The 15,584-nt window shown below is 54.0% G+C and carries 12 protein-coding genes; 3 read left to right on the top strand and 9 right to left on the bottom strand.

The window, feature by feature from the left end; translation table 11 throughout:
- Both AAG793_RS05995 and AAG793_RS05990 read left to right on the top strand, forming a co-directional pair.
- Complete coding sequence (locus tag AAG793_RS05995; RefSeq protein ID WP_341905511.1) at window positions 1-2,163, top strand: hypothetical protein; 2,163 nt, start codon at window positions 1-3, stop codon at window positions 2,161-2,163.
- Window positions 2,164-2,200: 37 nt separating this feature from the next.
- Window positions 2,201-2,689: a hypothetical protein gene (locus AAG793_RS05990; protein ID WP_341905507.1), complete on the top strand. Its 489-nt coding sequence runs from the start codon at window positions 2,201-2,203 to the stop codon at window positions 2,687-2,689.
- 520 nt (window positions 2,690-3,209) lie between these two features.
- On the opposite strand, the gene AAG793_RS05985 is transcribed toward AAG793_RS05990, so the two are convergent.
- The 9 genes from AAG793_RS05985 to AAG793_RS05945 all read right to left on the bottom strand — a co-directional run bounded on the left by AAG793_RS05985 (window position 3,210) and on the right by AAG793_RS05945 (window position 11,979).
- Window positions 3,210-4,067 carry an amidohydrolase family protein gene (locus tag AAG793_RS05985; protein ID WP_341905504.1) on the bottom strand — a complete coding sequence of 286 codons (858 nt, stop codon included), beginning with the start codon at window positions 4,065-4,067 and terminating at the stop codon, window positions 3,210-3,212.
- Between the two features lie 227 nt (window positions 4,068-4,294).
- Window positions 4,295-5,041, bottom strand: coding sequence for an IclR family transcriptional regulator (locus AAG793_RS05980; protein ID WP_341905502.1), 747 nt, complete (start codon window positions 5,039-5,041; stop codon window positions 4,295-4,297).
- Between the two features lie 69 nt (window positions 5,042-5,110).
- Complete coding sequence (locus AAG793_RS05975) at window positions 5,111-5,905, bottom strand: alpha/beta hydrolase (RefSeq protein WP_341905498.1); 795 nt, start codon at window positions 5,903-5,905, stop codon at window positions 5,111-5,113.
- Window positions 5,898-7,427, bottom strand: a complete 1,530-nt coding sequence (locus AAG793_RS05970) for an AMP-binding protein (RefSeq protein WP_341905495.1) — start codon at window positions 7,425-7,427, stop codon at window positions 5,898-5,900. The genes AAG793_RS05975 and AAG793_RS05970 overlap by 8 nt, the downstream gene beginning before the upstream one ends.
- Window positions 7,424-8,614 carry an acyl-CoA dehydrogenase family protein gene (locus AAG793_RS05965; protein ID WP_341905492.1) on the bottom strand — a complete coding sequence of 397 codons (1,191 nt, stop codon included), beginning with the start codon at window positions 8,612-8,614 and terminating at the stop codon, window positions 7,424-7,426. Before AAG793_RS05965 ends, AAG793_RS05970 begins: the two co-directional genes overlap by 4 nt.
- A complete protein-coding gene (locus AAG793_RS05960) occupies window positions 8,611-9,903 on the bottom strand; it encodes a TRAP transporter large permease (RefSeq protein ID WP_341905489.1) in 1,293 nt (430 codons plus the stop codon). The genes AAG793_RS05965 and AAG793_RS05960 overlap by 4 nt, the downstream gene beginning before the upstream one ends.
- Complete coding sequence (locus AAG793_RS05955) at window positions 9,900-10,445, bottom strand: TRAP transporter small permease (RefSeq protein ID WP_341905486.1); 546 nt, start codon at window positions 10,443-10,445, stop codon at window positions 9,900-9,902. Before AAG793_RS05955 ends, AAG793_RS05960 begins: the two co-directional genes overlap by 4 nt.
- Window positions 10,446-10,454: 9 nt before the next feature.
- Complete coding sequence (dctP, locus tag AAG793_RS05950) at window positions 10,455-11,444, bottom strand: TRAP transporter substrate-binding protein DctP (protein ID WP_341905483.1); 990 nt, start codon at window positions 11,442-11,444, stop codon at window positions 10,455-10,457.
- Window positions 11,445-11,496: 52 nt separating this feature from the next.
- Window positions 11,497-11,979, bottom strand: a complete 483-nt coding sequence (locus AAG793_RS05945; RefSeq protein ID WP_341905479.1) for a MaoC/PaaZ C-terminal domain-containing protein — start codon at window positions 11,977-11,979, stop codon at window positions 11,497-11,499.
- A 657-nt stretch (window positions 11,980-12,636) separates the two neighbouring features.
- Between AAG793_RS05945 and AAG793_RS05940 the strand changes: the two genes are divergently transcribed.
- Window positions 12,637-15,584: hypothetical protein (locus AAG793_RS05940; protein WP_341905476.1), on the top strand; the 2,948-nt coding region annotated here is incomplete at its 3' end.

The raw sequence follows: 15,584 nt of genomic DNA, 5'->3' as shown, positions 1-15,584 counted from the left end.
ATGGGAAGCAATTCGCCAAAAATGTATCGTAGGGTGGCACTTTCCGATACTGGAGCTGCAAAAAATGGACCCGATTGGACAACTCAGCGAATTGTTATGAGCCCAGTCGGTCGCAGTCTCTATTATCTTGAAAATGATCAACTTGTGGATAAAGCTGTCTCAAGTTTTAGCCTTTGGCACGATCATGGGTGGACGTTTGATACAGAGACTGCAGGCATGGAAAGAACCGGCATCAACTGGCATATAAAGTTAGAGGATGGCAGCTATTTAACCGATTCAAACAACGCTGATGTCTTGAACTGGTCCAGGAGATTTGTGTGGTCACTTTTGGTTGCACCTGGCGATGGCGCGAGTGCCCTTTCAGTTTCGTCGATTGATTCGTTGAGTGTTGGATTCAAAACGCTGATTACCTGGATGATTGCAAATCAGTACAGAACACCTGCTGAATTAACACCCGATGCCGTTAGCGAATTCTGTGATGATCTTCCCGAATTGCTTTCTGATACTGGAGAGGTATCTGAATCGCAAGTTTGGTTGCCGATCAGAACAGTGTCACAGTTGTGGAAGCAACGCAGGGCCTTAACCAAAGCGGGTTGTGAGGCAATGGCCAAACATCCTTTTAACGGAGAAACGGCAAACGAGGTGCAGTTAAGGATTGCTACCCGCGGTCGGGGGTGGATTTTGCCTCTGCCTGATGAAGTAGCAATACCTCTTTTGAATAGAGCACATTGGTTTGTTGAAGTTGCTAGTAACGACATTCTTGAACTAGTTCATCAAATGTATGAAGCTTATTTTCAAGAACCTGGCACACACAAGAACGGCGGCGGTATATCTAGGCATGTGTCTGCAAAGAGAGCAAAAACGGCATCGCTTAAGTTTAGATTCCTTGACCGTAGTGCAGAAGCTTGGTGGCGTGGACGCTTTGAAGAACGAGACTTCACCAGCGAAGAAATTCGATCGCTTTTTGTGGACTTAGCAGGTGCCAGTATTGCAATCCTTCAAGGGGGCACTGGTGTTCGTATTTCGGAAATTGCAGCAATCTTCGCGGGGCTAGATGAAGAGAGTGGTTTGCCTAGCGCCGTAGAAAAAAGGATTTCTGCGAGTGGGCTTTTTGAGATGTTCTACCTCCGTTCCCATATCGCTAAAGGGGAAGAGTCTCCTAGGAAGGTTGAATGGCTGATGGGGATGCGTTTAGTCGGTACCGAGATTCTTCCACCGGTGGTGACTGCGCTCATTATTGCGCAGAAACTTTTCGACCCTGTCAGGTGGTTGGCGGGTACTGAGCGAATGTTCGTGTCGTTGCCACCGGGTTCTGGTTTGCCTAAATCTGAGGCAGGGGTTGGGCCCATCTACAGTGGCCATTTGAGAGACTGGCTTCGTGGTTTTATTGAACGATGGGTTGACCTAAATGAAATTCCTGACCAGTCCTCACGACCCTACATACTCAATGATTTGGTTGAGTACAAAGTATCAAAAGGACGCTGTGTTAAACCGACACAGTTTCGCAAGACTTTTGCATCATTCGCTATTCACGTAAGTTCTGGCCTGATTCCGGCTTTAGCGATGCACTTCAAACATATGTCGCATGCCATGACTGAGCAGGGCTATATCGGGTCCAACCCGATCCTTCTAGCTGATCGGGATTCAATCGCAGCCCAACGAACTGCATCTATTTTCTTTGATCTAGTTGGCGGTAATACAGCAGTTGCAGGAAAGAGGGGCGCTCATTTGCTTGAGAATCTTGAAGAGGCACGCAAACTCTTGTTAGGAAATACTGTAGCCGCCACCTGGAAAAATTCTGTTGAGCTTGTTCAAAAAATTGGCGTTACCGCGTGGTTTCAAATTGACGGGGCCTGTTTGCCATTTGACTCAGAGAATATGCTTTGCCACAAAGACGCGGGAACCCGCCCCAATGCAATAAATATACAACCCAATCACGAATTCCGTCGACCTTCAACTTGTGGAGGATGTGATAACTATCTAATTACTGCTCAAAATCGCTCTTTTTGGCTTAAAAGATATATTGAAAATAAAGTAGCGGCACGCGAACACGGCAGCCTTGAAAGTATTCTTTCGGGTGCTGTTTTTGAAAAGCGAGCTGCAGTAGCAGGTGCTTGGCTTCGAATGCTGGGTGAAGATATGAAAGATATAGACGCAATTTGAAGCTGATCGACGCATCCTGAAGGAGTAAGAGTTGTCTATGTCAAAAAAAAATAGGAAAAATGTCCCAGTCACAAAACGTGGTTTAAACGTTGCGCAGGATTTCGATGACGCCATAGAGCGTTTAGTGCTTGGAAACCCGCTTAATGCAGAACTTAAGCAGCGCGCACTTGAGGGTAAGCTTAAGATCAATGCATCAACGGTTGCTCAGGAGGCCGGGCATTCAAGAACCCTAATTGCCTTAAATGCCTGCAAATTCCCGCTTGTTCGGGAAAAGATTCTCGACTTGTCTAAAGTAGTAGATGCGCCATCGACGTCAATGGCGGTAATGCAAAAGCTAAGGCAGGAAAATAGAAATCTCAAATCTGACCTTGATAAATCTAGATCCTTGCGTCTGCTTGACTTTTATGAAAAGGAGGACGCTCTCAAAGATGCAAGGCGATGGAAAGACGCATACCAAAGACTAATGAAAACAGGACGCGACTCTGCAAAGATTGTGAGTTTGATTTCCAAGAAAAAAGTCGATTAAAAATCCTTTGTAAGCTGATGGGAGTGAAAATTGCGTATTCCGGAAATCACTCACCACTAATCCGGTAATTCCTGTTCAGCTGGCCTGTAATGACCATTACTAGTTAGTGAATCAGCCAATGCGTCTGCCAGGAATTGATCGCTATGAACGACTCTTAACGAGACATAGCGGAATTCCAGGATTCCGAACCGACTACCAGAAAGCCGAAATTGACTCTCTGTGACGTCAGGACTCAAGAGCTTCAGCAATACCTCGTAAGGCTTCCAATGAGCCTTCAGGCATGCCGATATCTCTGGTGCTCGGCACCTGCGATTCCCTTTGGTTGATACGGATGATGCAACCATTAAACTCATGACTGACTCGATAGCTGAAATGCCTTACTGAAGGTATAGAGGCCCCGGCCACTAGACGTTCTTGAATCGCCCCGGGAAGGTTCGGCGCTGTGCGCAGTTATTGAGTCGCACGACTCGAAGGCCGGCAATTGTGTTTCGTTGAATAAGGTCGGTAGATTGAAGTAAAACTAACTGTTCCAATAAAGGCGCGTAGGGTTATCTACTAGCACCTGCTGCAGTTGTGCTGGACTACAACAGTCCAACAACGCATTGATCAAATGCCCATCGTTGGGCATGGGGGCTGAAATGGATGGATGGGGCCAGTCACTACCCCAGACCAATTGCCCAGAGTTAGCTTTGAGTAACGCCTCGGTCAAAGGTCTTACATCATCAAAATGCTCTCGCTGCGGTGAAATTCGGTAGGCTCCTGAAAGTTTCACCCAAGCTCGTCCTTCACGCACTAGGGCGAGTAAGTTACCAAAGCCTTTGCTTTGCATAGCATCCTCTGCGTTGACATGCCCATAGTGGTCGATCACCAATGGCACACCGAGGCTAGCCATTTTCACCACCATATCAGGATCTTTATTGATGTCCATCAGCACCTGCAAATGCCAACCAAAGTCTCTGACTTTGGCTATGATTCTTGGCAAATCCTGCACCGCAGCGCCGCCTTCGAAGAGTGCATTACATCGTGTTCCGCGGGCGCCGAGGTCATCCCACCGTGAAATGTCGGCAATCGGTGTATCGGCGTACACCACGGCGACCCCCCGCATCCAATCCCGGTTGTGGCGCAATGTGTCTTCAAAGCTGCGGTGATCTGACCCGTACACGCTGGGATGAACTAATACCGCGCGACTCAATCCCAATGCGCGTGCCATCTCTTGGTATGCCGTGAGCGGCGCCGGGGTTGGCGTATAGCTACGCTCCGTTGCTAGAGGATAGTTTGAAAACGACTCAAAAACATGAAAATGACAATCACATGCACCTACAGGTAATGCCATCGCTGGGGCAATTACGTCAGAATTGAAGGGCAAGTAGGCAGGCATAACTTCTTTCTCTGTTTGCGTGAACTGGCAGTTGGTACTTCAACCGAAGACTGCGACACTAGGCTGAACCCACAAACTGCGAGACACATCTTCTGGGTGCTTGCGCATCAATTTCCTGGCGGTTTGGGGTCACCTGTTTTTCAGACAGTGATGGTCCTCAAGGCGGTTAACCTTTTTAGGGTTCGCTTGTGACGGTGACTCCTATATTTGGCGATATGAGGGTCTTTTCACTCGTTCTCTGTGCGATCGCGCAAATAGCCTGCAACTTCGTCTTTGAGAATTTGAACCAGCTCGGGTATGCGGTTTTTCATCCGGTACGAGGGGCCGGCAACCATCATGGAAAACTGCCTGTCTTCTAGGTTGACTGGCACAGCCAAGCCGACCAGATCTGGCTCGAAGCCGTTAATGTTCTGGGCCCATCCGCGCTTCTGCGACTGCTCGATCTCTTCGTGCAGAGCATCTATGGTCATGATTGTTTCAGGGGCGTAACGTATCCATTCGCACTTTTGCAAAATGACTGTGCGTTCTTTTTTTTGTAGCAGGGAGAGAAGAGCTCGACCAGCTGACGTTGTGTGCGTAGGTACCCGCTGGCCGATTTGTGCGAAATACCGGATGGGAGAGCTGGACTCCACAACTTCGACAAAGATCGTCTGCGGGCCGGACAGCGCGCACAGAGCAGCCGTTTCATCGGTGCGCTGCGCGATGTGGGCAATGCAGGCGCGCAGCCGCTCGGAAATCGGCCCTCCCGCTATGGCATCGTTGGCCAGCTTCAACAGCTTCATCGACGGGTAATAACCACCCCGAAACTTGGGTTCGTACAGAAAACCGCTGCTACAAAGGGTTTCAATCAGGTTAAATGTGCTGGAACGCGGCCAGCCAAAATGATCAGCAATTTCCGTAAGCGTGGCCGCGCTACGCCGGCTGGCGAACAACTCAAGGATCTGAAAAACGTTCTGGACTTGCCTGACGATCATAAGCGCCCATTGATGCTCTATGTAAATGCTTACAGGAAATCAGAAAAGTATAGCTGTGGCCTATTTTGTTCAGTTCAGGCTGTCCAGCGAGTTTAGAAGGGCTTGCGCCTCCGTTTTCGCATGGGAAAACGGCAGCCCATGGCGAGCGCCCGCTACGACGCGTAACTGGGCATGTTTTACGTGGCGTACGAATTCGTATCCGTGTTCGATAGATATAAAAGGACTGGCGTCGGGCAGCACTATAGCTGTCGCCGCCTTCAGGTTCCGAAGCTGTGGCGTCAAGTTCAGTTTCGCCAAGACTCCGCCCAGACCAATAGCAACCCAAGGCAGGGTTTTGGACTGTTCGCGCTCAAACCAGGCAAGAGCCCCGGGACTACAGGCGTCGGCGTGAAACCGATTGATCATCATGCGCTGGCTCCAGCCTTTACTGCTGCCCTCGGCAAACTGCTGCTCCCACTTGTCCAATTCGCCCAGACCCTGGCCTTTAAAGGTGCCGTTGAGCATCCGAAGCGACTCCACGCGGTCGGGGCGTGCGAGGGCAGCGGCCAGAACCACGGTGGCACCGAACGACTCGCCCACCAGATGTACCCTATGGTGGCCTGCCGCGTCGACGACATCCCACACGTCATCCACCATTTCCTGCAAAGACCAAAGGTGTGGCTGGTCGGGGACTATGGAGTTGCCGAAACCACGCATGTCGAACTGCACGACAGGGTAGCGTGCTGCGATGATAGGCACCCATTCGCTCCAGATGGCGTGATTGGTGCCGATGCCATGGTGAAAGAACACGGCCGAGCCTTTGCTGCACCATGGCGGGCGGATATCAGTGGTTTGGTAAAAAAGGCCGCGTGAGGTTTCAGACATGAGTGATCTCTGCGGTCAGATCAATGACACCCCGCTGATCTTTTACCAGCAGATGCCGCTGTATCTTTTGGGTTTCGGTACGAGGTATGGTTTGCACGTGCTGCAGGTAGCGCGGAATCATGTGCGCAGGAACTTTCTCGCGCAGGAAACGCACCAGATCATCGAGGGACAGCGGCGCAGCGCTGACGATCACCGCCTTGATCTCTTCGCCGTAGATCTCGTCGGGAATAGGTACAACGGCGGCGTCGCGTATGGCCGGATATTCAAGCAACGCAATCTCGATTTCGAACGGGGAAATGTTCTCGCCGCCGCGTCGAATGATTTCCTTGAGCCGGCCCTGGAAAAACAGATAACCATCTGCGTCAATGAGCCCTATGTCGCCGGTGTGAAACCAAAAATTGCGCGATCCTTCCCAAGTTGTCGCGGGGTCGTTCCAATAGCCCAACAGAAATATGAAAGGATTCTCCGGGCGGAGCACAATTTCGCCGGCGACGCCGGCCGGAACAGGGTTGTCGTGGGCGTCAACCACACGCACAGAAACATCGGGGCGGGCTTTACCACACGAGCCGTAACGGTAATTCTGTATGCTATTACTGGTTACCCAGCCACCGACTTCCGTCATTCCGTACAGTTCGTAAGGCGTGATTCCAAAGCGTTCCTGCAGTGCAGACCACACGCTAGCCGGGCAGCCCCCGCCCATGCAACGTGTTATGGGGTGGTCGAGGCAGGAGTCTTTTATGCGACTCGTAAGCATCGACAGCACGGTACCCACATAGGTGAACATAGTGCATTCGAAGCGTCGAGCATCATTGAAAAATTGGCTTACCGAGAATCGTGGGCGTAGCACGATTGCGCAGCCCGTCTCCAAGGCTGACATTACGGCATACATTTGCGGGTTAGTGTGAAACAGCGGCAGAAAGACCATGATTCTGTCCTCTGCCGTGATCCCCAAGTACTGCACCATCTGACGCCCACTGGCCAGGAATGCCTCGTGACAGTTAAGCACCCCTTTCGCGCGTCCCGTGGTACCCGATGTATAAATTATGCTAACTGGGTCAGAACCATGGCCCTCATAGACCGTATCGGCGCTGAATGTGGCAAGCTGCGCCAGCAAATCGTCCTCGGACTCAAGCGTGAAGCAGAAACGAATGCCGGGGAGGTCATTCAAGTAGGCTGCCTTTTCGTCAAGCAAACTCGATTCGATGATCATTGCCGACGACTCGCTTTGCGTCAGTGTGTAGCGCAGGCTCTCACCGATCAGGCCGGTGTTCACCGACACAGCAATGGCGCCTATGTTGGCAATGGCGAACCATCCGATCAGAAAGGTGGGACGGTTCCCGCACACCAATGCCACGCGATCGCCGCGTCTGATGCCTTGCGCGCGCAACATCGACGACATGCGAAGCGAGTGATCAAGAAGTTCACTCCATGAAATTGTGCCGCCGTCGAAGACCACGGCTGCGTTGTCCCCGTGCTTTTGTGCCTGGTGGTACAGCCGCGAACAGATGGTCAAGCCGCTCATGCGCTTACCTTCGCTTTTGGTCCAATGCCGGCGATGGGCATCAGCGCCTTGCCGATGGTGTTTTTTAATATCTCGCTGGAACCGCCTGCAACTTCGTACGCCTTGGCATCGCGCAAATAGCGACCGAAAGGCGCGTTTTCCATGATCCCGTAGGCGCCGCATATCTGAGCGCATTGGCTGGCAACTTGAGTGGCTACCGTTGATGCTTTAAGCTTCGCTTCGCTACCCCAGCGCGCAATTTGATCATCGGCGTCCAACGCCCTTGCAGCGTGATAGGTGAGCACCCGGGCCCCATCGATGTCGGTGAGCATGTCTGAAAAGTACCATTGAATACCCTGGAAGTTCAATACGCGTTGGTCAAAGGCAATGCGATCACGTGCAAATGTCAATGCCCCCTCAAACGCTGCTCGTGCGATACCCAAGCTGATTGCTGCGGCCAAGGTACGTGAGTAATTCAGCACGGTGACAGCCTGCCTGACACCTTTACCTTCTTGGCCAATGAGGTGATCGGCGGGAACTCGCACTGCGTCGAGCCGCACGTTCATGTGTGGGCCATTACGCAGACCGAAAGTAGCCGAGTTGGAGCCCTCGTACATGGTAAGGCCTGGCGCGTCTCGAGGAATGGCAAACACAGAGACGCCAACGTCCGTTTCTGCCAAGATGACGAACAGTTCAGCAGCCGTGGCTGACGTGATGAAATGCTTTTCGCCCTGAATCACCCATTCATGGCCCTGGAGTTGCGCTTTGGTATCCAACTTGCGAATGTCGCTGCCATGGCTGGCTTCGGTAAGTGCATATGACGACAACAGGCCCCGGCCGAAGGCCGGCAGATAGCGTTGCTTGAGGCTTTCCAGACCAAACAGGTTGATCATGTTCTGGGCCTGATAAATAGTGATTAGAGAGATGCCGACGGCCGCGCTGGCGGCGCCGACTTCCTCAAATACGGCAGCACCGTGGGTGTACGACAAACCTTGTCCGCCGTATTGCTTGGGCAAGGTAACGTTGTTGTAGCCGCACCGGGCCATTTTTTTCAGTATCTCTACCGGATACACATCGTGTTTGTCGATGTGCGCCGCATGTGGAGCTATGTGGTCATCGGCGAATGACTGGAGTTCGCGAACGTAGACCGAATCAACCAAGGCGGGCCAGAGAGCCTCCCTGTCCATTTCGGCAATATCGGAGTTCATTGTTTGTAGTCCATTGTTTGTGGAAGCCACGTCGCCAGTTCCGGCCAGTAGGCAACGGCGTACATCATCAACACGGCCATAACCACGTAAGGCACGATGGACCGGATGATGCTTTCGAAAGGCACCTTTCCAATTTGCGACACCGTGAACAAATTGATACCCACAGGGGGCGTGATCTGTGCTATTTCGATGGCGAGCACCACGAAAATGCCGAAGGCCAGCGGGTCCATCCCTATAGCCATTGCAACGGGATATAGGATGGGGATAGTGATCAGCATCATGGAGAGAGCCTCCAGGAACATGCCCAGCACAAGGTAAAAGACTATCATCAGCGTCAAGGTACCAAAGAAGCCTAGCCCTGAGCCGGCGATCACTTCGGTGAGCAGTAGGGGTACCCGGGTTACGGTAAGAAAATGCGTCAGCAGGGCGCCAAATGCCACCAACATTAGAATCATTACAGATGCATGCGTGGCCGATAAGCCGGCTTTGTATAGCTTCCGAAGATTCAGCGTGCGCGATGCAAAACCGACGACAACGGTATAAACAACCGCCAAGGCGGCAACTTCGGTGGCGGTGGCCAGACCAGAATAAATTCCGTAAAAAATGAGAATGGGCAGCAACAGTATGGGGCCGGCATTCACAGTTGCTTGCCCGATTTCCCGGGCAGTGGGCTTTTTACTTCCGGGGTCGCGAGGATTTGTCAGTATGGTGTAGACCGCCATCAGGGTGGCCAGCGCTATACCAGGCATCACGCCCGCCACGAACAGGGCGCCGATCGACTGATTGGTGAGCACGCCGTACAACAGCAGCGCAATAGATGGCGGAATAAGAATCCCAAGCGTGCCGCCAGCGGCAATTAGCGCACCTGACCGACCGGGCGGGTAGCCGTTTTGTTTCAGTATGGGAATGGCGACAAGCCCTATGGTCGCGGCTGTGGCTACGCTGGAACCGGAAATCGCGGCGAAGATGGCACAGGCAATGACGGTGGCCACCCCCAGTCCGCCGCGTATGTTTGACACCAGCGCAGCAGCGAAGGCAAACAAGCGCTTGGATAAGCCTGTTTCCTGTAAGAGCGTGCCGGCCAGTATATATAGAGGCACGGCCAACAGAACAAAGCTGTTCAGTGCGTTGTAGGCATTCAGTGCTGCGTCTTGGAAAAGATTGTCACGGCCCAGCACAAAGCCGCCAAGCACGGCGCTGGCCCCCATTGCCACGAACACAGGGACGCTGCATACCAGGCAGAGTACGAAGAATGCGATGATGCCAAGGACTGCGTATTCCATGGTCATATCACCTCGTTAGAACTTTTGGCATCGCGCGCGGAAGCGCCTTCTGCGAAAAACCGCAGTGTGTCGCGCACATTAGCTAGTATCAGCAGCACGCCGCCGAGCAGGAGCAAGACCTGAAGTATCCACATGGGGACTTGAAGTATGGTTGGGGTACTCAGATTCAGCATCAGTGAAAACGAAATCAGCTTCCAGGCCCCGTAAGTGAAACCTATGGCGAATCCCAGGTACACCACGAGACTGAATAGATCGAAAGCAGCCCGCACCGGGCGCGGGCACATATCGCGAACAAGAGTCATGCGGAAATGGCCATCCACGCTTTGGGTGGCGCCTACGCCCAGGAACGCGACTGCAAGCATCAAGTAGATGCTGACCTCGGAGGCCCATAGCGTTGGCGCACCCATGCTGCGAAGAACGACATCGTAGGTGACGGTGGCCGCCAACAGCCATATGACGATGGTGGCTATTACGCCACCCGCCGTGCCTAGCGTATCGATCAGGACGACTATTTTTTGCTGCGGCGCTTCGTCATGCGTGGATGCCATGAGGGCTCCTTAGTTTTTGAACTGCGAATTCATTTCGGGACTGAGCTTGTCAGCAATTTTCTTGAGCAAGGGGCCAGTGGCATTTTTCCATTTCGGATATTCGGGTTGGTTTGGTGACAGGAACGTGACGGTCATGCCTCGTTTTTCGTAGTCCTTGGTCAGATCGCCGATTTCATCGACGATGGCTTTGCGGTTCTGGTGACTGGCGATATCCATGGACTTCAGAAATGCCTTGCGGTCGCCTTCTGGAAGGCTTTCAAACCAGGGTTTGTTGGCGGCCCACCCCATCATGGTCGTTCCCAGAAACGATGCCGGCACCATCACGTGTTTGGCAACTTCGTAGACTCGCTGGCTGCCGACGCCCTGGAAGCCCAGGATGGCAGCGTCGATGGTGCCGTACTGCATGGCGGAGTAGATGTCGGCAAACGCCAGATTCACGGGTGAACCACCAAAGGCTTTCACGGCCTCTGCCTGGCCCTCAGAGAACACACGCACCTTCATGCCCTTCATGTCTTCAGGCGACCTGATCGGCTTCTTCGATGCGATGGCTGGTGGGCCAAGGTCCGCCATGCCGACCAGAACAGTATTTTTCTGCTCGAATTTTTTCTGCAGAACGCTCATCAGTCCATTGGGCGCATCGATCAGTTGGTCGAGTTGCTGCATCGTCAACCCGGTAGGCGCGTCCATGATGCGGGTGTCGGGAACGGTGCCAGTCCAGCCGTTAATCGTTATCCAGCCGAGTTTCACCTGGCCCGTGGGAATGGCGATGGGCATGCCTTTGTCTTCGCCCAACTGACCGCCCGGAAAGTGTTGCAGCACAAGATTGTTAGGCTTGGTGTCTTTGAAGGCTTGTTCCAGAGCAGGAACAAAGTGGCGAATGTTGATGTGATTGGTACCACCCCACGTTGCCAGTGGAATAGCGATATCGGCAGCGCTGGCGGAAGTAGCGATAGCCGCGGTCAAGCCTATGCTGGCGAGTACTCTTGTGATTTGTCTCATGGTGATGTCTCCTAGGGTGGTGGAATTGGCTAATAGAAGGTTTTCTTTTGATTTATTGCCCGTCGAAGCGCTTGACCATGCGAGTGGCTGTGTATGAAAGCACACAGTCGCCATGCTGGTTCGTTACGTTATTCAATGCCGTAACGATGCCTCGGCCGGGTTTGGATGTGGGGCGCGCATGGGTAACTTCGCATCGCACATGAATGGTGTCGCCAGCGAGAACCGGCTTGCTGACTTTAAGCTCCATGCCCAGAAATGCGAGCCCGGTGTGCTGCATGACGGATTGCATGAGCAGGCCCTCAGCAAAGGAATACACCAGTGCGCCTGGCGCCAACCGGCCTTTGATCAGGGATTCGTTCTCGAGATAGTCGAGATTGGTAAACAGTACTTCGAGCATACCGGTGACGCAAACGAAATTAGTAATGTCTGCGTCTGTGATGGTTCGGCCTACGGTTCGAAACTTGCGTCCGATCGTCCATTCTTCGTATGGAATGCCCAAGCCGACGATAGGCAGATTGTCTGAAGTGATTGCCATTATTTACCTTTAAATTCACATACATGAATTACAACTACATGTACATGAATTTAGTATCAACGAATGTGCGGAAAAACGGACTAGGGTTTTCCCAGATTTTTCGGATGATTTACTGGACATCTGACGATGGATCAACCCGCCGGCATCTAACAGCATGTGTATGCCGAAAGTTCACTCTCATAAGCGCGGCTAAGCTTGGGAGGCTCCACCAACGAGCTTCTTGATGTGAGATTTCCCTGAAATAACGGATACCGGACTTGACCCGCTTTCGGAGACACATTTCAGCTTCTAGTATGAAGCTGCGCGAACGCAAGCGGGCACAGCAGGTCTAGATGAGCTATCCGAGAATTGAAATTTATATCTTTTGGAATCGGTATCTGGCTGCCATATCGGTTGCCTGATACCGGTCACTCGCCAAAGACCACTTGTGGCTACGATTGCGGTCGGTCGGCAGAGGGCGCCGAGTTAACGGTCACTGCGCCGATGCGGGCACTGAGTCACCCTGCAAACCGCGCCAAATGACCTTGGTTTGTGCCAAGGGTCGTGGGAGTTGCAGACGGCACCGCGGCGCGCTTCAGGTTTTCCGTCAATGGCAGGCCAGACGCTCCCATGGAGGAGCTGCTGCCGATGAGGGCTTCTCTACCTTAAAGTCGTGGTATGTCGTCACCTCACGTTTCTTTCCCGGCAGCCTTGACAAGTCTCTCCAAGGACCAGATCAAGCAAGCTGGGCAGCGGTACACACCAGGCGTTGATCCGAACGCCCCGAACCTCCGGATCGAATCGCTCTTCACCGCCATTGAAAACGTCGCTTGCGGCGCGGGGGCGCTCGCGCGTTTTGAGGGTGTCCTGGAGGCGTTCTCGAAGGCCTGGGACAGCGCCAAGAACTGCAGTCAGCGGCGCGACGAGATTCAAACGCTGACGGACGAGGCGCACAAATTCTTGCCATTGATCATAAGCCGATTGCGTGCGAGGGATGCGCGGGCAGCGGACGAGTGGTCTGAGCAACTTGGGCGCCTTCAATCCGATCTTGAAGCTGATATGGATCACTGGCGCGCCGAGGACGCCAAGCTGTCGCCGACTACCGGGGATGGCGGCTACTCCTCCGAACGCAATACCGTCCGCGGCAACATGAACTCCATCGGACGGTGTTTGGGCGTCGTGCGAGACGAAAGAGAATTCGTTCAGAGCGCAGCGTTCAAGGTTCTGTTCGACCCGCGACTGCTGGTCAGCGGCGAGTGGGGCACGGGCAAGACGCACCTGCTGTGTGACGTCACGCAGATGCGGATCGCGCGAGGCCAAGCCACCGTTTTGGTACTGGCCAAGAACTTCGAAGGGCGTGTCGTCGCCGAGATTTGCGGTCGCATCGAAGCAGGGTGCGGTGAAGACGAGATTTTCGACCAACTTCAGGCGCTTGCCGACGAGCGAGGGGAGCGCGCAGTCGTTATCGTGGATGGCGTCAACGAAGGTCGTCGGCGGGAGTGGCGCGAAGCTGTCAGCACCCTTCAATCCCTCGTTGCATCGCGCCCAAGTGTCGGGTTGATCGTTACGTGCCGGACACCGTTCGAGTCAATCGCGATTGAGCAGAACAACTTGGACAAGTTCCACAAAGTGACGCACCTTGGATTCGACGATCAGGAGTTCGATGCCCAAGCAGCCTTCTTCGAGTATTACAGCCTTCCGCTGCCCGAGGTGCCGCTGCTTGACCGCGAGTTCTCGCGGCCCCTCACGCTGAAGTTGATCTGCCAGTCACTGCAGAACCTCACCGGCAAGAAGTTGGCCAAGGGATTCGCTGGAATTGCCTCCGGACAAAAGGGGATGACCTTTGTACTCGAATCGTTCGTTAAGCGCGTCGGCGAGCCGATCGAAGGTGAATTCGGCCTGAACTCCAAGGGATGCTGGTTCCTGCTGAAGGGAAGCGATCAAATCGCTGACAGGCGCCTCGCCGGATTCGCGCCATGTATGGCGGTCAACTTGCGCGGCTATGTTCGGCCCGCCGAGGCGGACCGTATCATCGCGGCAAATTACCCGGCACTGAAGCCGGCGCAGCGACGCCAACTTCTTGAGGCACTGCGAACGAATGGTCTGATCGAAGAAGACGCGATTTGGTACTCGTCCCGATCCGAGTTCAAGTCCCGCGTGGTCTTCCGCCTGCCTTACCAGCGCTTCAGCGACCATTTGGTCGCGCGGCACTTGCTGAAGACGCACCTCGACGTGTCTTCGGCGACCACGATCAGGCGCAGTTTCTCGGCCAAATCGCCGCTCGCCCGAATCTTTCGGATGGCGAGCCGCTATCAGCGCGAATACGCAGAGCCAGGCTGGGCACAGGCACTGATCACCGAATTTCCGGAGCGTGTGGGCACGCGGCTGCCGGCCAAGGAGCGTGAGCTGTTCTTCGTGCTGCCCAAACCGGCACAGAATCTGGATGCGTACTTCGACCCGTTCATCGAAGGGATGTTCTGGCGCGATCCGGCGGCGTTTACCGAGGGAACACGGGCCGTTATCAATCAGTATTTGAACGCAGGGGTCCAAGCATGGGAGCGAGTAGTTGACGCACTGGCCGCCGTCTCGACCAAACCGAAGCACCCGTACCACGCCCGGCGCTTGTATGACTTCCTTGCACGCTTTCCGATGCCGGATCGGGATCTGCAGTGGTCCGAATACCTTCGACGGCGGTACGCATCGCCCACCATTCACAGGCTGCTGACATGGGCACAGAAGCTGAGCACGGCGAACATGACCCCGCAGTCCGCGAAGGAGCTTGTCATCCTACTCTCGCTCGTTTTGACGACCGTCAACCGCGCTGACCGCGATATTGCGACCAAGGCGCTCGTATTGATCGGCGAACGGTTTCCCGACGTGCTGTTCAGCCACCTTGAGACGAGCCTTGCGTTCAATGACCCGTATTTGCCGGAACGGATGCTGGCGGCCGCCTACGGAACAACCTTATCGCTGGTGGACTCTGAAAACGCTGCGACGTTTCGACCTGTGCTCGGGCCGCTCGCCAAGACGCTGTACCGCAAGATGTTCGCACCCGGTGCGAAGTGCGCGACCCACCACACCCTGATGCGAGACTACGCGCTGGGGATCATCGAGATGGCGCAGCGCGCGAAATGCGTCGCACTTCCGATAACCGCAAGCCGCAACCTCGCCACGCCCTATCCGAACACGCCTTCGACTTTCACGAGCAACGGCACACCTGATCCGAAGGTGGAAGACGCCATCGGTCATGCGATCCAGATGGACTTCGGCAACTACACGATTGGGCGCTTGATCCCGCAGCGCTCGAACTACGACGACAAGCATCCGGGCCACGTGCAGGTTCTCTCGAAGATCAAACGTCGCATGTTCGACTTGGGGTATCGCCAGGAGCGCTTTAAGAATTCTGATCGCGAAATCGGAAACACCTCCTGGAATGCACGTGACCAGGACAAAGTGGACCGGTACGGTAAGAAGTATTCGTGGATCGCATACTTCGAAATGTGGGGTGAGCGCGAGGCTGCGAGGAAACTGCCAGATTGGCGCCTCGGCGAGAGGACGTCCGACTGCGGCGTGGATCCAAGTTTCCCCAAGCGCCCACCCCAATGGTCGCCGCCGATCCCCGACCT

It is taken from the genome of Polaromonas sp. YR568 (genome assembly GCF_943372955.1).
Classification (GTDB): Bacteria; Pseudomonadota; Gammaproteobacteria; order Burkholderiales; family Burkholderiaceae_C; genus Polaromonas.
This window is presented reverse-complemented; position numbering and strand designations above follow the sequence as displayed.